An 18,988-nucleotide genomic window follows, 5' to 3' on the forward strand; every position below is an offset into this window, starting at 1 on the left:
TATGAGCAAGCGTGCACGCAAGCGTCGTGACCGTAAGCGCGGCGGCGCTAACCACGGTAAGCGTCCCAACGCCTAAGCAGAGCTTAGGTAGCCGCGTGACCATTCTGGTCAGGCAAAAAGAACCCCCGGAACCAATTGGCACCGGGGGTTCTTTGTGTCTGCGATGGTGACCTGCGGAATTAGTGGTCCGCCGTCTGGATCTGGCTGATGCGGGTAAGGATGCTGGCCTTCAGCGTCTCGGGAGCTGCCTCAGTGCAGGACCGTTTCACGACCGAACGGATGACGCACTCAAGGTCATGTTCCTGGGCGCATTCGGGACATCCGTCGAGGTGTTCCTTGATTTCCACCAGGTCCTCGTGGGACAGGGCGCCGTCCAGGTACTCGTACAGCCGTTCGATGCGGGCGTCGTCGCAATCGCCCAGGCTCTGGCAATCGCTCATAGCTCATTCCCCTGTTTCTTGGTTGATGCGCCGGCGGCTTCGGCTGCGGGCACTTTGCCCTTGATACCGCGCTCGTGTGCATACTCCGCCAAGAGCTCGCGGAGCATCTTGCGTCCACGGTGCAGCCGGGACATCACGGTGCCGATCGGCGTATTCATGATTTCTGAAATTTCCTTGTACGCGAAGCCCTCCACATCGGAGAAATACACGGCAAGCCGGAACTCCTCCGGAATGGACTGCAGGGCATCCTTGACATCGGAATCCGGCAGGTGGTCCAAAGCAACTGCTTCAGCGGACCGGAGTCCGGTTGAGCTGTGCTCGGCCGCACGGGCCAGCTGCCAGTCCTCCACGCCGTCGGAGTTGGCCTGCAGGGGTTCCCGCTGCCGCTTCCGATAGAGGTTGATGTACGTGTTGGTCAGGATGCGGTACAGCCAGGCCTTGAGGTTGGTCCCCGGCCGGTACTGGTGGAAAGCGGAGAACGCCTTCGTGTAGGCCTCCTGTACGAGGTCCTCCGCGTCCGAGGGATTGCGAGCCATGCGCATGGCGGCTGAATAGAGCTGGTCCACATACTGCATGGCGTCCTGCTCAAAACGAAGCTTGCGTGCCTCATCCGATTCGGTGGCAACGTCGAGTTCGAAGTTTTCCACGTGGGGGCTGCCTTCCGGCGCATCAGTTCTCATCACCTCCCAGTCTACGGTGCGGGCGGGAACCCGCACGTGTAGCTTCGGCCCGCGGGCAGTCGGCGCTGAGGTCAGCGTGGCGGCTGGCACGATGCTTTTCTCCTGACTGTCGACGAAGCACATCCTGATACTGGTGCCAACGACGACGCCGGGCCCGCTATTCCCGCACTCCCCTCCCCCTTCCCCCCCGGCGGGCGGCGGGAAAGGCCAGCCGAGAGGCCGCGGGACGAAACGTGTGCCGCAGGCCGCAGAATGCCAGACTAAGGTGGAAGCAGCACCACATGTTGTTTTTTCGCGTAACTGAGGGATTTCCCAGGAGGCACTATGTCGATAGTCCGTTTGATCGCCCGTCCTTTGCTCGCAACCGGCTTCGTGGCGGTAGGCGTGGAGCGCCTTCGCAACGCTGACCAGACCGCCGAACAGCTCGCCCCCACGCTGAAGAAGATCGGCAGCACGGTTCCTGCCGCCGCAGCATTCACGTCCAATCCGGCACTCGTAGCCAAGGTTGTCGGCTTCACGCAGGTTGGCGCTGCCTCGATGCTCGGCACGGGCAAGTTCGCCCGCCTGGCGTCCCTCCTGCTCGCCGGAACCGCCGCACTGAACTCCGTGGTGGAATACCGCAATGCCGAGGCTTCCACCGCGGCCGCGCGCAAGGAACGCCGCAACCAGCTGCTCAAGAACCTCTCCCTGATCGGCGGCGTCCTGCTCGCTGCCGTTGACACCAACGGCCGTCCGGGCCTTGCCTGGCGCGCCGGGCACCTTGCCTCGGGCACCAGCCGCAAGACCCGCGCCGTCTCCAAGTCGGTTTCGAAGAGCACGCGCAAGCAGCTCAAGGCAGTGTCCAACGCCGCTTCGGACATCGTCGGTTCCTAGCAGCAATGAGTGCTCCGAATGCCGGGGTGCCGGCTACCTGGCCGGCACCCTTCGTCACCTCGCCCGTGGACGCAACAATCGCGGTGCCGGGTTCGAAATCGCTGACCAACCGATATCTGGTCCTCGCCGCCCTTGCAGACGGCAGGTCCCGGCTGCGGGCACCCCTGCATTCGCGGGACTCGGAGCTTATGGTCTCCGCCCTGCGCTCCCTCGGAGCAACAGTTACCGAAATTCCCGGCGACGGCAGCTTCGGCCCTGACCTGCTCATAGATCCGGTCCCGGCAGCAGCCCCGGGCACCCGGCAGATTGACTGCGGCCTGGCCGGGACGGTCATGCGCTTCGTCCCTCCCCTGGCAGGACTCGTCACCGGAACCACCGGGTTCGACGGCGATCCGCACGCCCGCACCCGGCCCATGTCCGCCATCATCGACGCCCTGCGCTCGCTCGGGGTGCAGGTGGACGACGGCGGCGCCGGTTCCCTGCCCTTCACCGTCACCGGCTCCGGCCGCATTGCAGGCGGCCGCCTGGAAATAGATGCCGGTGCCTCCTCCCAGTTCGTCTCGGCCCTGCTGCTGGCAGCGCCCCGTTTCGACAACGGCCTGCACCTGGTCCACCGCGGCAGCACGCTGCCCAGCCCGGACCACATTGCCATGACGGTCTCCGTCCTGCGCGGCGTCGGCGTGGACGTTGATGATTCCGTTCCCCACGAATGGCGGGTGGCCCCCGGCCCCATTGCCGCCTTCGACACCGTGATTGAACCGGATCTGTCCAATGCCGGGCCCTTCCTCGCCGCGGCGCTGGTGGCCGGCGGAACCGTACGCGTGACCGGCTGGCCCGCCTCAACCACGCAGGTGGGCGATAAGTGGCGGAGTATCCTCCCGGCCCTGGGCGCGTCCGTGGACCTGGCCGACGGCACCCTCACCGTCACCGGCACCGGCCGCATCCGCGGCGCCGACCTGGCCGACACCAGCGAGCTGGCCCCCACGGTGGCCGCGCTCTGCGCCCTCGGAAGCACGCCGTCCCGCCTCACCGGGATAGCCCACCTCCGCGGCCACGAGACGGACCGGCTGGCCGCACTCGTCACGGAAATTAACCGGCTCGGCGGCGATGCGGAAGAAACAACAGACGGCCTGGTCATCCGGCCGTCGGCACTGCACGGAGGCACCTGGGAAACCTACGCGGACCACCGGATGGCCACCGCCGGCGCCCTGATCGGCCTGGCCGTGCCCGGCGTCGTCGTACGCGATATCTCCACAACAGCCAAGACCCTGCCGCAGTTCCCCGAACTCTGGCAGCAGCTGACCCGATCGGCGGAAGCATGACACGCAGTACAAGCGGCTGGGACGAGTCCGATGTCCGGGTCCGCCCGAACAAAAAAGGCTCCCGGCCCCGCACCAAGGACCGCCCCGCCCACGACGACGCCGTCATCGGGCGGATCATCACCGTGGACCGCGGCCGGTACACCGCCGTGGTTGATGAAGACACCGCCAACGAGCGCACCGTCATTGCCGCCCGTGCCAGGGAGCTGCGGCGCACGCCGGTAGTGGCCGGAGACCTGGTGGCGCTGGTCGGTGACGTAAGCGGCGCTCCGGACACCCTCGCCCGGCTTGTCCGGGTCGAGGAACGCCGAACCCTGCTGCGGCGCAGCGCCGACGACACAGACCCCGTGGAACGCGTGGTGGTGGCCAACGCCGACCAGCTGGTGATCGTGGTGGCCGCCGCCAACCCCGAACCCCGCACCGGCTTCATCGACCGCGCCCTCGTTGCTGCGTACGACGCCGGGATCTCCCCCGTCCTCTGCATCACCAAGGCGGACATCAAGGACCCCGCCGACCTGCTGGCCAACTACGAACACCTGGACATGGACGTCATTATCAGCCGCACCGCGGCAGCTGACGCCTCGGGCATCGATGCCCGCTCCGACGACGGCCTTTCCGCACGCCTTCAGGGAACCGCCGTCGAGGCCCTCCACGAGGTGCTGAAGGGCAACGTCAGCGTCCTGGTGGGTCCCTCCGGCGTAGGCAAATCCACCCTGGTCAATGCCCTGACCGGCTCGGCCCGCGCCACCGGCGGCGTCAACGCCGTCACCGGGCGCGGCAGGCACACGTCCTCCTCGGCCCTGGCCCTGCGGTTGAGCGATTCCCCCGCGGGCAGCTGGATCATCGACACCCCGGGCATCCGCTCCTTCGGCCTGGCCCATGTGGACCCGGACCGGATCCTGCAGGCCTTCCCCGACCTTGAGCCGGGAACGGCCGACTGTGAGCGCGGCTGCCGGCACGATTCCGTCGCCGTCGGCTGCGGTCTGGACCCGTGGGTGGAAGGCGGCCATGCCGGGCCGGCGGGCCCCGCGCGGCTCGCGTCGCTGCGGCGGCTGCTGGGCACCGGAACCCGCACGGAGAACAAGTCGTCCGCGAAGGAGCTCGGCGAGCAATAGCCCCATCCGGACGGCGGAGTTCCCGCCGCCGAAGAATCCACCTTGGAATCATGAGGACACCGCCCGCTAACGGGCCTAATGCGGGGCTGTGCCCGCCGAATAAGGATAAGTTGAAGAGTATGCCCTTCGTTCAGAACTACAACGATGACCTGCGCTTGGCCCATGTGATGGCTGATTCCGTGGATGACCAGACCATGTCGCGCTTCCGGGCCCTGGATTTGAAGATCGAGACCAAGCCGGACTTCACACCGGTAACCGACGCCGACAAGGCCGCCGAAGACGCCATCCGCGGGCAGCTTTCCCGAGCCCGGCCCCGCGATGCCGTACTGGGTGAGGAATTCGGGTCCAGCGGCTCGGGCCCGCGGCGCTGGATCATCGATCCGATCGACGGCACCAAGAACTTCATCCGCGGCGTCCCCGTGTGGGCCACCCTGATTGCACTGGTGGACGACGGCGTCCCGGTGGTCGGCCTGGTCAGTGCACCTGCGCTGGGCAAGCGCTGGTGGGCAGCCACCGGCACGGGGGCCTACATGGGCCGGTCCCTGGCTGCGGCCACCCGCCTGCACGTCTCCAACGTTTCCCGGCTGTCCGATGCCTCGATGTCCTACTCCAGCCTCGGCGGCTGGAAGGACCGGGGCAACCTCGAGGAGTTCCTGGACCTGACCGAGTCCGTTTGGCGTACCCGCGCCTACGGCGATTTCTGGTCCTACTGCATGGTGGCCGAGGGTGCCGTGGACATTGCCTGCGAACCTGAACTGAACCTTTATGACATGGCGGCCCTCGTTCCGATCGTGACCGAGGCCGGCGGCCGCTTTTCCTCACTCGACGGCGAGGACGGCCCCTTCGGCGGAAACGCGCTGGCGACCAACGGGACGCTGCACAGCGAAGTGCTGCAGCGCCTGAATCCCGACCTGGACGACCTCCTGTAACTGTGGGCACCTCCGGACCACGGCTCGAGGCACTGCGCCGCCGGCAGCTGGCGGACAGCTACCAGGCGGGCGGGGAACACTACGACCGCATCCGCCCCGGCTATCCCGCCGAGGCCGTGCACTGGTTGTTCGCCCGTCCCGGCGTCCCTGACGGCCCCGCGGTCCGGGACGTGGCCGACGTCGGCGCCGGCACCGGCAAGTACACCCGGGAGCTGCACGCCGCCGGACTGGATGTCTGCGCCGTCGACCCGTCCCGCGACATGCTCGACCAGCTTTCCCGGCTGCTGCCCGACGTTCCGGTGCGGGTCGGCACGGCGGAGGAGACCGGTCTGCCCGCCGCTTCGCTGGACGCCGTGACCGTGGCCCAGGCCTGGCACTGGTGCGATCCTGCCGCGGCGAGCCGGGAGTTCGCCCGCATCCTGCGGCCGCACGGGATCGTCGGCCTGGTCTGGAACCAGCTCGATGTAAGCATCCCGTGGGTCCACCGCTATTCGCGCATCATCCACGCCGGAGATGTCCTGCGCCCGGGCTTCCGGCCTAAGCTGGGACCGGAGTTCACGCTGGAAGAGTCCTCCACCGTGGCCTGGACGCAGCCGATGACCCCGGAAGACCTGTTTGAGCTGGCCCGGTCACGTGCGTTCTATCTGTCGGCCGGCGCCGCCGCGCGGGAGAAACTGCACTCGAACCTGTCCTGGTACCTCTACGAACACCTCGGACACGCACCGGGGGATGTCCTGGACCTGCCTTACCTCACGCTGACGTGGCGGGCAGTACGGACGGGGCTGCCCGTCTGACCCCTGGTGCGCCGGCTCCCCCGCCTACCTACAATTGTCCAAGTCCGGCATGGCTGGTGCTTAGGAGAAATGCGTATGGTCTCCACCTTCGGCATCGAAGAAGAGTTCCTCCTCATGGATGCCTCGACCGGGTTCCCCACCGGAGCCCAGGTGACACGCGCCCTGATCTCCCCGGAGCACGGTGCCTTCACCAGTTCCGCCGAGCTATTGGACGCACAGGTGGAGAGCTCCACCCGGGTCTGCACCACCCGGGAGGAGGCCCTGGATGCCCTGTTGGGGTTCCGCTCCCGGTTGGCCGAAGCAGCAGCGTCAGCGGGCGTACGGGTTGCCGCCACCGGAGCAGCGCCGCGGATCGCGGAGGGACCGCCGGTGCTCAATTCCTCCGACCGGTACCAGCGGATGGGAATCCTGACCGGAGCCGTCGCGCACGAACAATACGTCAACGGCACCCACATCCACGTCGGCATCCCCTCCCGCGACACAGGGGTACGCGTGCTGAACGGGATCCGCCCGTGGCTCGCGCTGCTCGGTGCCGTTGCCGCGAATTCCCCCTATTGGCGGGGTCAGGACAGCAGCTTCGCCAGCTGGCGCATGGTCCATTACCGGCGCTGGTCCGTACAGGGCTGCCCTCCGCTCTTCGCCGATGCGCAGGACTACGCCCGACGGCTGGAAAGCCTGCTCGCCACCGATGTGGTGCTCGACGCCGGCCACGTGGGCTGGGCGGCACGGCTCTCCGATACCTTTCCCACGGTGGAGGTCCGCATTGCGGATGCCCAGCTCCAGGCCCGGGACTCCCTGCTGCTGGCAACCCTGGTGCGGGCGCTGGTGGACACGCTGGCGTCCGCCGGCCCCGCGGTCCCGGCAGCCGTCCCGGATCCGGAACTGCTCGACGTCGGCCTCTGGCAGGCTGCCCGCTTCGGTATGAGCGGGAACCTGGTTTCGCATCCCGGCGGCAGCGTGCCCGCGGCCGATCACCTCTCTGCGCTGCTGGACTATGTTGCCCCGGCGCTGGAGGACGCCGGAGACCGGGAATACGCGGCTGCCGGCGTCGCCCGGGTCCTTGCCGGCGGTACCGGCGCGGAACGGCAACGCGCCGCCTTCCGGTCCGGCGGTTACGCAGGGCTCGCGGACCTGTACACCCGCAGCCTCAGCGCCGAATAGCCGGCCTAGCCCCCCGCATAGGTGGAGATATCCAGGATCCGGGCTTCCCAGGGGCGCAGCAGGTGACGGTCGCCGGCGTCGGGGTAGTTGCCCAGGACGAGGCTTCCGGCCGCCAGGTTGGACGGCACTCCCAGCTCTGTGCCGGACACGTTGCCCAGGACCAGCAACGCCCGGTCCCCGCGGGTGCGCTTATAGGCAAACAGCGTCGGATGCCCCGGGTCCAGCAGGTGGAAGTCCCCGAGCGACACCAGGTCCGATTCGTGCCGGAGCCGAACCAGCTCACGGTAGTAGCCGAAGACGGACTGCTCGGCGGCCCGGTCCGTCTCCACGTTGACGGCGGGGTAGTTCGCAGCCACCGGAATCCACGGTTCCACTTCGGAAAAACCCGCATTCTCGCCCGCGGTCCACTGCATGGGCGTGCGTGCGTTGTCCCTGCTCATCCGGCGCAGCGCTTCCAGGACCAGTTCCCGGTCCATCCCCTGTTCGAGCGCCTCCGCATAGTAGTTCAGTGATTCCACGTCCCGGTATTGGTCTATCGAGGTGAACCCGGCGTTCGTCATGCCGATCTCCTCGCCTTGGTAGATGTAGGGGGTCCCCCGCTGCAGGTGCAGCAGGGTGGCCCACAGCGTGGCCGATTCGTACCGGTACTGCTGGTCATCACCGAAGCGGGACACGACGCGCGGCTGGTCATGGTTGTTCAGGTACAGGCTGTTCCAGCCCTTTTCGGCGAGTCCGCGCTGCCAGCGGTTCCAGCTCGTTTTCAGGTCCGGCAGGGACAGCGGCCGGTGATCGAATTTGCCGGCGCCCTGGTCGAGGCTGACGTGTTCAAACTGGAACACCATGTCCAGTTCCCGCCGCTGCGCATCGGTGAACAGCAGCGCCTGTTCGACCGTGGCTCCGGGTGTCTCCCCCACCGTCAGGTACTGGCCGCTGCGACCGCCGAAGACCTCCCGGTGCATTTCCTGCAGGAATTCATGGATACGCGGCCCCGATACGAAGTACGGCGATCCGTCACCCCAGATCCCTGACGAGTCCACCACTCCGTCCGGCAATGCCGGATCCTTCGAAATGAAGTTGATGACGTCCATCCGGAAACCGTCCACGCCCCGGTCCAGCCACCAGTTCATCATTGCGTACACCTTGGCCCGGACCCGCGGGTTTTCCCAGTTCAGGTCCGGCTGCTGCGGGGTGAAAAGGTGCAGGTAGTACTGGCTGGTACGCGGTTCGAAGGTCCATGCCGAGCCGCCGAAAAAGGAGCGCCAGTTGTTCGGCTCCGCCCCCGGTTCCCCTGGTTCGAAGCCGGGGCGGGCATCCCGCCACCAATAGCCGTCCCGCTCCGGTGACGTCCTGGAGGACTTGGAGGACTGGAATCCCGGGTATTCGCTGGAGGTGTGGTTGACCACCAGGTCCATGATCAGGCGGATGCCGCGTTTATGCAGGCCCTGAAGCAGGAGGTCAAACTGTTCCTCCGTGCCGAACATTTCATCGATCCGGCGGTAATCACTGATGTCATAGCCGTTATCGAACTGCGGCGACTGCTGGATCGGCGACAACCACACCACGTCCACGCCCAGCTCGGCCAGATGGTCCAGGTGCTCGATGATGCCGCCGATGTCACCGATGCCGTCACCGGTCGAGTCGGCAAAGCTGCGGGGATAGATCTGGTAAACGACGGCGCTCGTCCACCAGGCGGGATCGTTGCGAGGCAGCATGGACGGCCGTCCTTTCACCGTGTCCTGTGCATAATACGTCCGAGCCGTCAGCCCGCACAGGGCTGCCGGGCGTTACAGTGCAGGCTCTGCCCGGGACGGCCGTTTTCCTTGTACGTGCCCGGACACGGCACTAACGTTGGCGCTGCCGATGGGTCCCGTATGCGGACCTGTCGAAGAACCCTAACGTTTGGAGTAACTGCCATGGCAACACTGACCGTTTGGAAATTCTCGGATGCGGACGCTGCGGAACGCGCCACGCAGACCCTCGCCAGCCTCCAGTCCCAGGGCCTCATCACTGTCCAGGACGAAGCCATCGTGACCTGGCCCGAAGGGCGCAAGAAGCCCAAGACCATCCAGGAACACAACATGGTGGGGGCCGGCGCCTTGGGCGGCGGCTTCTGGGGACTTCTTTTTGGGCTCATCTTCTTTGTTCCGCTCATCGGTGCAGCGGTGGGCGCTGCCATCGGCGCGATGTCGGGCTCCATGGTGGACGTGGGGATCAACGACGATTTCATCTCGCGGGTACGCCAGGAGGTCACTCCCGGCACCTCGGCGTTGTTCGTCCTGTCCTCCAATGCGGTGGAGGACCGGGTAGCCGAAGCCTTCAAGGACTTCTCGGGGGTGAAGCTGATCTACACGAACCTCTCGAAGGATGAGGAAGCCAACCTGCGGGATGCCTTCTTCGAGTCCACGCCGGCCTAAGGCGGTTATTTCCCCTGCACGACGGCGGGGCGGCGGCCGGGCGGCCGCCGCCCCGCGGTGCGTGCGGCGATGCTTCAACGCGTATCGTTTAACTGATGACTACTCGACGCCAGGCAGCCCAGATCCTTGATATTCCGCTTGAAATGGCCATCCGCCACGGTATTCCCGCGCACGTGGATGACGCGGAGCTGGCACGGATGCAGGCCGACCCGCCCGGGTGGCTGGTCCAGTCCAGGGCCAACCGCACCGGAAAACGCCCCGTTTGGGTGCAGCTTTCCTGCACTGTCTGCGGATACACGGAAGCTGCCCGGCCCAAGAAGTGGTGGCCGGAGTTCACGTTCATAGCGTGCGAAGACCACCGGGTACGGGAACTTCCCGAGCTGGCCGTCGGAGCCGTCCGCACAGAGTATCCGGGAGTGGGCTCCCGCTTCATCGGGGTTGTGGACTCCCCGGCTGAGCCGGCCGAGGCCTGAGCCGTTGCCCCGCCGGACGGTTCCGGCGGGGTCTGTTTGGGCCGGCGCGGGCCGGCGCGAAAGCGCCGGCCGGTCAGGTTTCTAGCGTGCAGCCGTCAGCCCGGTGCGGGCCATGGCGTCGGTATAGGCAGCGCGCATATCGTCCAGCGCCTCCTGCTGACGTTCCGCGGTGGCGCCGAAGGAACGCCCGGAAAGCGAGCGGGCCTTGTAGACCTTGATACTGCGGCGGTAGATCATCCGGTTCTCGGTCTTGAGGAACAGCGCGGCGAGCCGCTGAGCCTCGGTACCGTGGGCCACGATGACGGAAGCGCGGGGCACCAGGGCAAGGAAGCGCAGCAGCGGCCGCAGCCCCTCCTGGACCTGTTCCTTGCTCAGCTTGCCGTTGGGCTCGCCCGGCACATGCCAGGGGTAGGCGTTCCACGGCATAACGAACTCCGGCCGCAGTCCGGCCTGCCAGTGCACGCCAAGCAGCCGTGCCACGGCCTCATTGTCACCGGCCGTGATGAACCCCGACTCGTGGGCGGTGCCGATGTTGGAGAACAGGCTGACGATCCGGCATTCCCCGATATCGTGCATGGGATCGATGTAGGGCACCTGGCTGCCCGGCTTCATTTCAGCCAAGGAGTCGCAAAGCTGGTTCACCTCAGCGACATTGGGCTCATAGCGTCGGTTCCAAAGGTCGTCATGCTGGGATTCGAGTGCCGGGCTTTGCATAAAGTGGTGCGTCTCCTACAAGGTCTTCCGACCGGTTATATCGCCCGCTCCGGGTCCTGCCGGCGCGGGTACTGCCTACGACAAAGTTTACCAACGCACCTTGCCCTGCCGGACGGGAAGAGGCCCCGCAACGGGGTAAACCGCACGGGTGTGAGAAACAACTCTCCCGTGCAACCCGGCTTAAACCAGCAAAGCGGCGAACGCCCTAAGGCGCTCCCCGCTTTGGCTGGAGATTTCTCAGTGGAGATGGGGGGAATCGAACCCCCGTCCGATGTCGCTTTGTCAGGGCTTCTCCGGGCGCAGTCTGCTGCGGATTTTCTCGGTCCCAGCCATCACGCAGACAAGTGGCTGATCCGGACCCAGCCGTCTAAAAGTCCCGAACACCCCAACGGCGAAAGTGTTCAGCAGTGGCCCTCTAAATGACGCCAGGCACCGGGGCGAGAGCATCCCCGGGCTGACGGACTATGCCTTACTGCTTAGGCAGCAAGAGCGAAGTCAGTGCGCTTTGATTCGGCACTTATTGGTTTACAGAGATCGTTAACGAGATAACCCTGTATCCTCGGCCCGCTTCCCCTGTCTCAACAAAACATCGTCGAAACCGGTCATCCCCTTATTGAGTTACCAATCCGACCGAAGCCGGAACACTCATTGTACCGCAGAATTCACGGGGCGGTTCAGAGCCGGATGCCGAAGACCACTACGGGTGAACCCCAAACGACCAGCAGTATCCAGGAGACGAGCACGAAGAGGACCGAGAGGATGCTCAGCGCGGTCATGCCGGGTGCCTTGCGGCGGAAGGCCCAGGCGAACAAGGCGATGTTCGCCAGGACCAGCACCGGCGCGAGCCATACCAGCACGTGTGCAAGGAACAGGTAGTACGCGGCAAAGAACGGAACCACTACAAGGATGACCACCGGCAGCACCGCCAGGACTATCAGGAGGTCGACGGCCGTAACGATCCACGTCCAGGCGGGCTTCCGGGCCGCGGCTTCCTCGTCCGCTTCTACCTGCGGCTCCCAGAACGTTCCACTCATGCGCCGCGGTTCTTCTCGCGCATCGCGCGAAGTGCCTCGCGGTTGTCCTGCTTCTCCCGCAGGGTTTGGCGCTTGTCGTACTCCCGCTTACCGCGGGCGACGGCGATCTCCACCTTGGCCCGTCCGTCCAGGAAATACAGCTGCAGCGGCACGATGGTAAAACCCGATTCGCTGGTCTTGCGCATGATCTTTTCCAGCTGCTCGCGGTGCAGCAGCAGCTTGCGGCGGCGGCGGGCGGAGTGGTTGGTCCAGCTACCGTTGAGGTACTCGGGAATGTAGGCGGCTTCGAGCCAGAGCTCGTTGTTATAGAACGTGGCAAACCCGTCCACCAATGAGGCCCTGCCCTCTCGCAGCGACTTCACCTCGGTCCCCATCAAAACCATTCCGGCCTCGTAGGTATCGAGGATTTCGTAGTCGTGCCGGGCCTTGCGATTGGTGGCCACTACCTTACGGCCACTTTCCTTAGGCACGGGGCAACTCCTTAGTAGGTTCTAGCGAAAGCTCCATTGTAGGCCTAGAGCAACGTCCTCGGGTCCACCAGGGCACCATTGAGCACCGTCTCGAAATGCAGGTGGCAACCGGTGGAGTTTCCGGTGTTCCCCACATATCCGATCAGCTGGCCCTGCTCCACCCACTGATTGACTGACACCGCGAAGCCGTTGAGGTGGTAGTAGTTGGTGGCTAAGGCGTTGCCCTGCACCACACCGTGGTTGAGGACAATCCGGTTGCCGGTTCCGATCATTTCCCCGCCGCCCTGGTCGGCCCGCCAGACGTGGCCTGAGGCAGGCGCATAGACCGGTGTGTTGCAGGTCGGTGCATAGTCGATGCCGGAGTGCAGGTAGCCGCCGTTGCCGAAGAAGTCGATGGATCCGGGCGGGGTTGCACGCCAGCCGAAGCCGGAGGAAATAGGAGCTCCGACTACCGGAGGGCGCAGCCCGAAGGAGGACGGGTTGCCCGGCTGCGGAATGTTCTGGGCCGGCGGGGCGGGGCGGTTGTTCCGGGCCGCTTCTTCAGCTGCCGCACGGTTGATTTCGTCGATCCGGGCCTGTTCGCGTTTGCGGTGTTCCTCGAGCAGGACCCGCTGCCGCTCCGCGATGTCCGCGGTGACCTGGGCGCTTTCCTTTTCCAGGCTGGCCATCTGGGACTGGAGCTTCGGCTTCTGTGCCTCAAGCTCCTGGTTCATCGCCGTGGTCTGGGCAACCAGGTCGTCCACCTTCTGCTTCTCCGCGGCTGCCGCGTCACGCGCGGACTGCTCGGCCTTGAGGGCTTCTTCCGCCTGGGCCTTGAGCTTGCTGATCTCTTCGGCCACGGCTGACAGCCGCGCCTCGGAGTTCACGTTATTGGCGTTCTGCTGGGACAGCTTTTCGACGGCGGCGTTCTGGCCCTTTAGCGCTTGTTCCGCCATGCCGAGCGAATCGCTGAGGCTGTCCGCACCCTTGGCGCCGAACATCAGCGAGAGCGTGGAGGGAACACCACCGTTTTTGTAGGCCTGGGACGCAATCTGTCCGATCGCCTTTTCAGTGGCCGCAATGTTCTCACGGTCCTTCTCGATCTGCGCCGTGATGGTTTCGTGGGTGTTCTGGGCGAGGGCAACCCGTTCGTTCAGGGCGGCCACCTTGCCGGCGGCACTGTCGACACGTCCCTCGGCATCCGCGAGCTGCTGCTGCGCGGCCGGGAGCTGGCCCTTGTAGATGTTGAGCTTGGCTACCGTCTCGGCAATATCTTCTCCGAGGTACTCGTAGTCCTCCTGGACCTTCTGCTTCTCGGCTTCGATGGCCGCCTTGCGGTCCTCGAGGTCATCAGCACTTGCCGTGCTGCTGAACGCAACGGAGAGCGTCAGCGCCAGGAGGGCGACAACCGCCGCCAGGGCCCGGGAGGCCGGCGCACGTCCGATCCGTTTAGGCACAGCATTATCCATTGATGAGACTCTCCATGATCTTGCAGATTCCATTCCCAGTGCTCATGACTCTAGACCTTCAGGTACCGGCGGAGTGTCAACAGCGAGGATACTCCCGCCAACAGCGCTCCGAGAACAAGTAGAACGGGTGTCAGGTACAGGACCTGTTCCGAGGAGATAAAGGCCGTGGTGGGGTATTGCCGGGCCAGGTTTCCGATAAAGAAGTGCGCGGTGCTCCATAGTGCCACTGAGGCCAGCACTGCACCGATGACGGCCGCGATCACGCCTTCCAGCACGAACGGCAGCTGGATGACGGCCTTGGAGGCGCCGACCAGGCGCATGATGCCCGTTTCCCGCCGTCGGCTGAACGCCGAAAGCCGGATGGTGGTGGCAATCAGCAGGATGGCACAGACCAGCATTACGCCGGCGATGGACAGCGCGGCAACGGAGGCAAGGTTCAGGTACGTAAACATCTTTTCGAAAAGTTCACGCTGGTCACTGACGGACTCGACTCCAGGCTTGGAGGAGAACGCCTCGTTGATGACCTCATACTTTTCGGGGTCCACCAGGGACACCCGGAAGGACTCCGGCAGCATGTCGGCGGTGATGCTGTCCACGATCGGGGAGTTCGCGAACTGCTCGCGGAAGTGGGTCAGCGCGGTTTCCTGGTCTTCATACTCAACGGTTTCCACGTAACGGTCCGCCTGCAGGTCCGCTTCGATGGCAGAGCGCTGCTCGTCGGTGACGGCACCGGAAGCGCAGGACGCGGAGGTGTCGTTCTCCGTGCACAGGTAGACCGCAACCTGCACGCGGTCATACCAATAGCCCTTCATCTGGCCGATCTGCAGCTGCAGCAGCCCTGCCGCCCCCACAAAGGTCAGCGATACGAAGGTCACGAGGATTACGGAGACAACCATGGACAGGTTCCGGCGGAGCCCTGAACCGATCTCGCCCAGGACGAATGCGAGCCTCATTCGGCTACCCCGCTCTCCGTGCGGCGGGATCCATCCGACACGTCCGATCCGTCCCGCGGTTCCCGTTCCGGCTCCGGTTCGCCCAGATAGATGCCCTCATGCTCGTCACGGATGATCTTGCCGTTGCGCAGTTCCACCACGCGCTTACGCATGGCGTTGACGATATCGTCGTCGTGCGTAGCCATCACCACAGTGGTGCCGTTCTGGTTCACCCGGTCCAGCACCTTCATGATGCCCAAAGACGTGGTGGGGTCCAGGTTTCCGGTCGGCTCATCGGCGAGCAGGATGCCGGGCTTATTCACAATCGCCCGCGCGATTGCCACGCGCTGCTGCTCACCGCCGGAAAGTTCGTGCGGCATGCGGTTACCCTTCCCCTCCAGCCCGACCGTCTTGAGGACTTCGGGCACCGAGTCACGGATAACGGCACGGCTGCGGCCGATCACCTGCATGGCGAAGGCAACGTTCGCAAAAACCGTCTTGTTGGGAAGCAGGCGGAAATCCTGGAATACGACGCCGATCCCCCGGCGCAGCCGCGGCACCCGCCAGCTCGGAATCTTCGCCACGTTGGCGCCGGCTACGTAGACGGTGCCCTTGGTGGCGTGCTCCTCTTTCATAATCAACCGGATAAACGTCGATTTACCGGAGCCGGAAGCGCCCACGAGAAACACGAACTCGCCGCGGTCCACGTCAAGGCTGACCGAGTTGAGCGCAGGCCGGGAGTTCCGGTCATAGAGCTTGGTGACATTGTCGAAAGTGATCATCACTACTTAGTGCCCATGAAGCGGCCGGAGACACGGGCCTTGGTTCGGGGTATGGGCACCGGCCTCTCGACTATAGCCAGCTTCCGACGCAGTGAGCCACAACCCGGCAGCGCGTGTCGGACTGCACACCGGTGCCAGGGGGCCGGGAACCTGCACCCGGACCGGGTCCAGGCGCCGCCCGCAGGCCCAGCGGCCTATTTGCGGGCGGAAACGCTGCCGTGCGCACGCCAGCGGATGCCGGCATCGATGAAGTCGTCAATCTCGCCGTCGAACACTGCGGAGGTGTTGCCTACCTCGTGTTCGGTGCGGAGGTCCTTGACCATCTGGTACGGGTTGAGCACGTAGGAACGCATCTGGTCGCCCCAGGAAGCCTTGACGTCGCCGGCAAAGGCCTTCTTCTCGGCGTCCTCCTGCTCCTTCTTCAACAGCAGCAGGCGGGACTGCAGCACGCGCATGGCAGCGGCACGGTTCTGCAGCTGCGACTTTTCGTTCTGCATGGAGACCACTGTGCCGGTGGGAAGGTGGGTGAGCCGGACGGCGGAGTCGGTGGTGTTCACGGACTGGCCGCCTGGACCGGAGGAGCGGAAGACGTCCACGCGGATTTCGTTGTCCGGAATGTCGATGTGGTCCGTGGGTGCGATCAGCGGAATGACCTCGACGGCGGCAAAGGACGTCTGCCGGCGGCCCTGGTTGTCGAACGGGCTGATGCGGACCAGGCGGTGCGTACCGGCCTCCACCACCAGGGTGCCGTAGGCGTAGGGAGCCTTGACCTCGAAGGTGGCGGACTTCAGGCCGGCCTCTTCGGCGTAGGAGGTATCCAGGACGGTGGTGGGGTATCCGTGCCGTTCGGCCCAGCGCAGGTACATGCGCAGCAGCATCTCGGCGAAGTCTGCGGCGTCCACTCCCCCGGCACCGGAACGGATGGTCACCACGGCTTCGCGTTCGTCGTATTCACCGGAAAGCAGGGTGACGACTTCCAGCTGGGACAGGGACCTGCGCAGGGACTCCAGCTCCGTCACCGCCTCGGCCTTGGAATCCGCGTCGGCCTCGTCCTGGGCCAGTTCCACCAGGACCTCAAGGTCGTCGATGCGGGATTCGATGGTCTGCAGGCGTTCCAGCTCCGACTGGCGGTGCGAGAGCTTGGAGGTGATCTTCTGCGCCTCGGAGGGGTCGTCCCAAAGATCGGGGACGCCGGCCATCTCGCTCAGCTCTTCGATGTCCTCTTTGATCTTTGCCACGTCCGAGACCTCTTCAATGGAGGCGAAAGTGGAGCGGAGGGCGCGGATTTCTGCGGGAAAATCTATTTCTGCCATGGTGCTTACAGACTACGCCATGTCCCTGCGCCGCTGCCCGCCGTCGTCGTTGCGGGCGATGCCGGCTCCGGGACGCGCCGGGGCCGATGCGCGCGGCAGTGTCCGTGGGCGGCGTTAGATTAATGGGGACGGATATGGAATGTACGCCCTTTCGAAGGAGCCTCCCTTGACCCATCCCGAGCGCGGACGCATGTACACCCTGGACGAACTCAACGACCTTGCCGAGCAGGGCGATCCCTGGGCCATGGGGAAAGTGGACGAGTGGGAGCAGCACTTTTCCAACGAGTACGTGGGCAATATGAAGGACAAGTGCCCTGACGACGACTGCGAACAGTTCGGCGAGCCCGTGACCATTTGCTACGGCGAGGACGGCAGGATCCTGGACGTGGACCACGGCGGATGGGGCCACGGTCCGGTGCGCGAGGCGCAGGAGCAGCGGAAGGCTTCATAGGTTTTCACTGCAGCAGCCGGGCCCGGGCCTCACTGACCGCGGTGATGGAGATTCCCTCCGGCACCAGGAAATTGACGATGGGCGGATGGACCCGCGCCGCCAGGACCACGCGCGCGGTCCGGCCGTCCGCCGTGCCGGTCTCTTCGGTTACCGCAAGCTCCGTGAACCGTTCCTCCGCACCCGTTTCGGCAAGATAGCGGCGGGCGGCGCTGCGGACGGCGTCTGCCTCCAGCACGGCCGCCGGCCCCGTTCCTGCGGCGGCCTCCCCCAGCGAGAACGTGTCCGCCGCAGCCACGGCCGCACCGTCGGCAGCCGAGAGCAGCTTTTTCTGCCCGAGATAGACGGACGACGCCGCCATCACCACTGTGACGGTCAGCAGTGCCAGCACGGAGTACCCGATGATCAGCACCCCTACCTGCCCCCGTTCCCCGTCCTCCCCGGCCCGCGGTCGTTTTCGAAACCCCCGGCTCATCCGTTGCGCTCCACAACCTGTGTGGACTCGGAGTCCACTACTACCGGGGACCCGTCGGTCCACGGAAGCCCGGGAAGCGGCACGGCAAACCGGATGCTGACAGAGACGGTCGAGCCGGGTGCAAGGCAGGTTTCGGAGCAGCTGATATCCATCAGCATGCCGTCCGTTTGCAGCCCGAAGTCGCTCAGCGCGAGTTCGGCCGCATCTGCCGCCTGCTGTTCGCCAACCACGGCGTCGGGTGCTGCAGCATAGACCTTGGCCGCGGCGTCGGCCGCACCGACCACCGCGAAGGACGCCGCCTGAATCCGGCCGACGGTGATCACGAGATACACCACGGGCACCAGCAGGAGCAGGCCCAGGAAAATGAACTCGACGACGGCGCTGCCGGCTTCGTCCGGTGCCTGTCTCGCCTCTCCCTCACCGCCGGGCCGCATGCCCCTTGACCTCAATTCCGTCACCGGGACCGATGAAACCGATAACCGGCAGCGGTGCCCGCACCGTGATCTCCAGCAGGCGGGCGCCGTCCACGGTCTGCTCTGAGTAGCTGACGTCCCCGGCATACTCCTCGCCGAGTGAACTGCCGATCACGGCGGCCGTACGCGCTGCGCCGTCCGCCGGGGTGCGGTCAGCGAGCGTGCCGTAGCGCGCGCCCGTGGCTGCGGCGTCAATCAGGGTGTTGCGAACGTGCAGTACCAGCGCCAACTGCACCACAGCCATAAACACCAGGCTCACCAGCGCGCCCACCATAACGAAGTCGACGACGGCGGATCCCCGTTCCCCCTCTGGACCGCAGCCGGTTGCATCGGACCGGCGCGACCGGCCGCCGCCCCGGTGACCCTGCCAGCGGTTTATGGCTGTACCTGTTCTATTGCGGATTCGAACAGCCGCTCAAGGGCCGGCTGCACCAGGAGCAGCAGTCCAGCCACGAGGATGGCGGACATAAGTGTGATCATCACCCACCCGGGTACATCTCCGCGCTCCGGGTCCTTCGGGTGCACCGCTGCCTGGCACTGCCGCATCAGCAGGTACCACCATCCCGCTGCCAGCGCGACGGCCCTTTTCCATCCCTCACCCGGCGCATGTGCGCTGTTCCGTTGCCTGCCCGCATTACTGCTGGTCATCTTGTCTCCATCCCTCGACATGCTTTGCCTTGCCTTGTTCTTGCGCAGTGTTT

Annotated in this window: 24 protein-coding genes and 1 other RNA gene; 10 read left to right on the top strand and 15 right to left on the bottom strand. The window is 65.4% G+C overall.

Annotated elements, in window-relative coordinates:
* The first annotated feature begins 1 nt into the window (after nt 1).
* Complete coding sequence (locus N2K99_RS19130; protein ID WP_104061284.1) at nt 2-76, top strand: 50S ribosomal protein bL37; 75 nt, start codon at nt 2-4, stop codon at nt 74-76.
* A 103-nt stretch (nt 77-179) separates the two neighbouring features.
* On the opposite strand, the gene rsrA is transcribed toward N2K99_RS19130, so the two are convergent.
* A complete protein-coding gene (rsrA, locus tag N2K99_RS11545; protein WP_227918317.1) occupies nt 180-440 on the bottom strand; it encodes a mycothiol system anti-sigma-R factor in 261 nt (86 codons plus the stop codon).
* Entirely contained in the window at nt 437-1,120 is a 684-nt protein-coding gene (locus N2K99_RS11550) for a sigma-70 family RNA polymerase sigma factor (protein ID WP_227918318.1), read from the bottom strand. The genes rsrA and N2K99_RS11550 overlap by 4 nt, the downstream gene beginning before the upstream one ends.
* 324 nt (nt 1,121-1,444) lie before the next feature.
* On the opposite strand from N2K99_RS11550, the gene N2K99_RS11555 reads away from it, so the two are divergent.
* The 6 genes from N2K99_RS11555 to N2K99_RS11580 all read left to right on the top strand — a co-directional run bounded on the left by N2K99_RS11555 (nt 1,445) and on the right by N2K99_RS11580 (nt 7,311).
* Nucleotides 1,445-1,993 (top strand): DoxX family protein, encoded by a 549-nt coding sequence (locus N2K99_RS11555; protein WP_227918319.1) that lies wholly within the window; start codon nt 1,445-1,447, stop codon nt 1,991-1,993.
* 5 nt (nt 1,994-1,998) lie between these two features.
* Nucleotides 1,999-3,315: a 3-phosphoshikimate 1-carboxyvinyltransferase gene (aroA, locus tag N2K99_RS11560; protein WP_227918320.1), complete on the top strand. Its 1,317-nt coding sequence runs from the start codon at nt 1,999-2,001 to the stop codon at nt 3,313-3,315.
* Complete coding sequence (locus tag N2K99_RS11565) at nt 3,312-4,427, top strand: ribosome small subunit-dependent GTPase A (RefSeq protein WP_227918321.1); 1,116 nt, start codon at nt 3,312-3,314, stop codon at nt 4,425-4,427. The genes aroA and N2K99_RS11565 overlap by 4 nt, the downstream gene beginning before the upstream one ends.
* Before the next feature lie 119 nt (nt 4,428-4,546).
* Nucleotides 4,547-5,356: a histidinol-phosphatase gene (gene hisN / locus N2K99_RS11570; protein ID WP_227918322.1), complete on the top strand. Its 810-nt coding sequence runs from the start codon at nt 4,547-4,549 to the stop codon at nt 5,354-5,356.
* A 2-nt stretch (nt 5,357-5,358) separates the two neighbouring features.
* On the top strand, nt 5,359-6,150 hold the full coding sequence (locus N2K99_RS11575) for a class I SAM-dependent methyltransferase (protein WP_227933152.1): 792 nt from the start codon (nt 5,359-5,361) through the stop codon (nt 6,148-6,150).
* A 69-nt stretch (nt 6,151-6,219) separates the two neighbouring features.
* On the top strand, nt 6,220-7,311 hold the full coding sequence (locus tag N2K99_RS11580; RefSeq protein ID WP_227933151.1) for a glutamate--cysteine ligase: 1,092 nt from the start codon (nt 6,220-6,222) through the stop codon (nt 7,309-7,311).
* A 5-nt stretch (nt 7,312-7,316) separates the two neighbouring features.
* On the opposite strand, the gene N2K99_RS11585 is transcribed toward N2K99_RS11580, so the two are convergent.
* Nucleotides 7,317-9,023 carry an alpha-glucosidase gene (locus N2K99_RS11585; protein ID WP_227918325.1) on the bottom strand — a complete coding sequence of 569 codons (1,707 nt, stop codon included), beginning with the start codon at nt 9,021-9,023 and terminating at the stop codon, nt 7,317-7,319.
* A 201-nt stretch (nt 9,024-9,224) separates the two neighbouring features.
* On the opposite strand from N2K99_RS11585, the gene N2K99_RS11590 reads away from it, so the two are divergent.
* Both N2K99_RS11590 and N2K99_RS11595 read left to right on the top strand, forming a co-directional pair.
* Nucleotides 9,225-9,725, top strand: a complete 501-nt coding sequence (locus tag N2K99_RS11590) for a DUF1269 domain-containing protein (protein ID WP_227918326.1) — start codon at nt 9,225-9,227, stop codon at nt 9,723-9,725.
* Between the two features lie 95 nt (nt 9,726-9,820).
* A complete protein-coding gene (locus N2K99_RS11595) occupies nt 9,821-10,198 on the top strand; it encodes a hypothetical protein (protein ID WP_227918327.1) in 378 nt (125 codons plus the stop codon).
* An 81-nt stretch (nt 10,199-10,279) separates the two neighbouring features.
* Here N2K99_RS11595 and N2K99_RS11600 read toward each other — a convergent pair whose 3' ends face one another.
* From N2K99_RS11600 to prfB, 8 genes are all read right to left on the bottom strand, one after another.
* Nucleotides 10,280-10,912: a uracil-DNA glycosylase gene (locus N2K99_RS11600; RefSeq protein ID WP_227918328.1), complete on the bottom strand. Its 633-nt coding sequence runs from the start codon at nt 10,910-10,912 to the stop codon at nt 10,280-10,282.
* A gap of 238 nt (nt 10,913-11,150) precedes the next feature.
* Nucleotides 11,151-11,522: a transfer-messenger RNA gene (gene ssrA, locus N2K99_RS11605) on the bottom strand.
* Nucleotides 11,523-11,586: 64 nt separating this feature from the next.
* Entirely contained in the window at nt 11,587-11,946 is a 360-nt protein-coding gene (locus tag N2K99_RS11610) for a hypothetical protein (protein WP_227933150.1), read from the bottom strand.
* A complete protein-coding gene (smpB, locus tag N2K99_RS11615; RefSeq protein WP_227918330.1) occupies nt 11,943-12,416 on the bottom strand; it encodes an SsrA-binding protein SmpB in 474 nt (157 codons plus the stop codon). The genes N2K99_RS11610 and smpB overlap by 4 nt, the downstream gene beginning before the upstream one ends.
* Nucleotides 12,417-12,460: 44 nt before the next feature.
* The gene (locus N2K99_RS11620) at nt 12,461-13,864 is read right to left on the bottom strand and encodes a M23 family metallopeptidase (RefSeq protein ID WP_227933149.1); all 1,404 of its coding nucleotides are present in this window, start codon (nt 13,862-13,864) and stop codon (nt 12,461-12,463) included.
* 50 nt (nt 13,865-13,914) lie between these two features.
* Nucleotides 13,915-14,817, bottom strand: coding sequence for a permease-like cell division protein FtsX (gene ftsX / locus N2K99_RS11625; protein WP_227918332.1), 903 nt, complete (start codon nt 14,815-14,817; stop codon nt 13,915-13,917).
* Nucleotides 14,814-15,578, bottom strand: coding sequence for a cell division ATP-binding protein FtsE (gene ftsE, locus N2K99_RS11630; protein WP_227918333.1), 765 nt, complete (start codon nt 15,576-15,578; stop codon nt 14,814-14,816). The genes ftsX and ftsE overlap by 4 nt, the downstream gene beginning before the upstream one ends.
* 194 nt (nt 15,579-15,772) lie before the next feature.
* On the bottom strand, nt 15,773-16,891 hold the full coding sequence (prfB, locus tag N2K99_RS11635; RefSeq protein ID WP_227933148.1) for a peptide chain release factor 2: 1,119 nt from the start codon (nt 16,889-16,891) through the stop codon (nt 15,773-15,775).
* Between the two features lie 166 nt (nt 16,892-17,057).
* Here prfB and N2K99_RS11640 point away from each other — a divergent pair, with 166 nt between their 5' ends.
* On the top strand, nt 17,058-17,342 hold the full coding sequence (locus N2K99_RS11640) for a hypothetical protein (RefSeq protein WP_227933147.1): 285 nt from the start codon (nt 17,058-17,060) through the stop codon (nt 17,340-17,342).
* Between the two features lie 4 nt (nt 17,343-17,346).
* Here the strand turns inward: N2K99_RS11640 and N2K99_RS11645 are convergent, their stop codons facing one another.
* The 4 genes from N2K99_RS11645 to N2K99_RS11660 form a co-directional block, all read right to left on the bottom strand.
* Nucleotides 17,347-17,814, bottom strand: a complete 468-nt coding sequence (locus N2K99_RS11645; protein WP_227933145.1) for a pilus assembly protein TadG-related protein — start codon at nt 17,812-17,814, stop codon at nt 17,347-17,349.
* On the bottom strand, nt 17,811-18,248 hold the full coding sequence (locus N2K99_RS11650) for a hypothetical protein (protein ID WP_227933144.1): 438 nt from the start codon (nt 18,246-18,248) through the stop codon (nt 17,811-17,813). Before N2K99_RS11650 ends, N2K99_RS11645 begins: the two co-directional genes overlap by 4 nt.
* Nucleotides 18,232-18,561: a TadE family protein gene (locus N2K99_RS11655; protein ID WP_231711749.1), complete on the bottom strand. Its 330-nt coding sequence runs from the start codon at nt 18,559-18,561 to the stop codon at nt 18,232-18,234. The genes N2K99_RS11650 and N2K99_RS11655 overlap by 17 nt, the downstream gene beginning before the upstream one ends.
* Nucleotides 18,562-18,662: 101 nt before the next feature.
* Nucleotides 18,663-18,935, bottom strand: coding sequence for a hypothetical protein (locus N2K99_RS11660; RefSeq protein ID WP_227933229.1), 273 nt, complete (start codon nt 18,933-18,935; stop codon nt 18,663-18,665).
* Nucleotides 18,936-18,988: the final 53 nt, after the last annotated feature.

Source organism: Arthrobacter sp. zg-Y1110 (assembly GCF_025244865.1).
Lineage (GTDB): Bacteria > Actinomycetota > Actinomycetes > Actinomycetales > Micrococcaceae > Arthrobacter_B.

Excerpts from the sequence above, each read along its gene's own strand:
- rsrA (WP_227918317.1), bottom strand. The coding sequence starts at position 440 with ATGAGCGATTGCCAGAGCCTGGGCGATTGCGACGACGCCCGCATCGAA.
- N2K99_RS11550 (WP_227918318.1), bottom strand. The coding sequence starts at position 1,120 with ATGAGAACTGATGCGCCGGAAGGCAGCCCCCACGTGGAAAACTTCGAA.
- N2K99_RS11555 (WP_227918319.1), top strand. The coding sequence starts at position 1,445 with ATGTCGATAGTCCGTTTGATCGCCCGTCCTTTGCTCGCAACCGGCTTC.
- aroA (WP_227918320.1), top strand. The coding sequence starts at position 1,999 with ATGAGTGCTCCGAATGCCGGGGTGCCGGCTACCTGGCCGGCACCCTTC.
- N2K99_RS11565 (WP_227918321.1), top strand. The coding sequence starts at position 3,312 with ATGACACGCAGTACAAGCGGCTGGGACGAGTCCGATGTCCGGGTCCGC.
- hisN (WP_227918322.1), top strand. The coding sequence starts at position 4,547 with ATGCCCTTCGTTCAGAACTACAACGATGACCTGCGCTTGGCCCATGTG.
- N2K99_RS11580 (WP_227933151.1), top strand. The coding sequence starts at position 6,220 with ATGCGTATGGTCTCCACCTTCGGCATCGAAGAAGAGTTCCTCCTCATG.
- N2K99_RS11585 (WP_227918325.1), bottom strand. The coding sequence starts at position 9,023 with ATGCTGCCTCGCAACGATCCCGCCTGGTGGACGAGCGCCGTCGTTTAC.
- N2K99_RS11590 (WP_227918326.1), top strand. The coding sequence starts at position 9,225 with ATGGCAACACTGACCGTTTGGAAATTCTCGGATGCGGACGCTGCGGAA.
- N2K99_RS11595 (WP_227918327.1), top strand. The coding sequence starts at position 9,821 with ATGACTACTCGACGCCAGGCAGCCCAGATCCTTGATATTCCGCTTGAA.
- N2K99_RS11600 (WP_227918328.1), bottom strand. The coding sequence starts at position 10,912 with ATGCAAAGCCCGGCACTCGAATCCCAGCATGACGACCTTTGGAACCGA.
- N2K99_RS11610 (WP_227933150.1), bottom strand. The coding sequence starts at position 11,946 with ATGAGTGGAACGTTCTGGGAGCCGCAGGTAGAAGCGGACGAGGAAGCC.
- N2K99_RS11620 (WP_227933149.1), bottom strand. The coding sequence starts at position 13,864 with ATGGATAATGCTGTGCCTAAACGGATCGGACGTGCGCCGGCCTCCCGG.
- ftsX (WP_227918332.1), bottom strand. The coding sequence starts at position 14,817 with ATGAGGCTCGCATTCGTCCTGGGCGAGATCGGTTCAGGGCTCCGCCGG.
- ftsE (WP_227918333.1), bottom strand. The coding sequence starts at position 15,578 with ATGATCACTTTCGACAATGTCACCAAGCTCTATGACCGGAACTCCCGG.
- prfB (WP_227933148.1), bottom strand. The coding sequence starts at position 16,891 with ATGGCAGAAATAGATTTTCCCGCAGAAATCCGCGCCCTCCGCTCCACT.
- N2K99_RS11645 (WP_227933145.1), bottom strand. The coding sequence starts at position 17,814 with ATGAGCCGGGGGTTTCGAAAACGACCGCGGGCCGGGGAGGACGGGGAA.
- N2K99_RS11650 (WP_227933144.1), bottom strand. The coding sequence starts at position 18,248 with ATGCGGCCCGGCGGTGAGGGAGAGGCGAGACAGGCACCGGACGAAGCC.
- N2K99_RS11655 (WP_231711749.1), bottom strand. The coding sequence starts at position 18,561 with ATGGTGGGCGCGCTGGTGAGCCTGGTGTTTATGGCTGTGGTGCAGTTG.
- N2K99_RS11660 (WP_227933229.1), bottom strand. The coding sequence starts at position 18,935 with ATGACCAGCAGTAATGCGGGCAGGCAACGGAACAGCGCACATGCGCCG.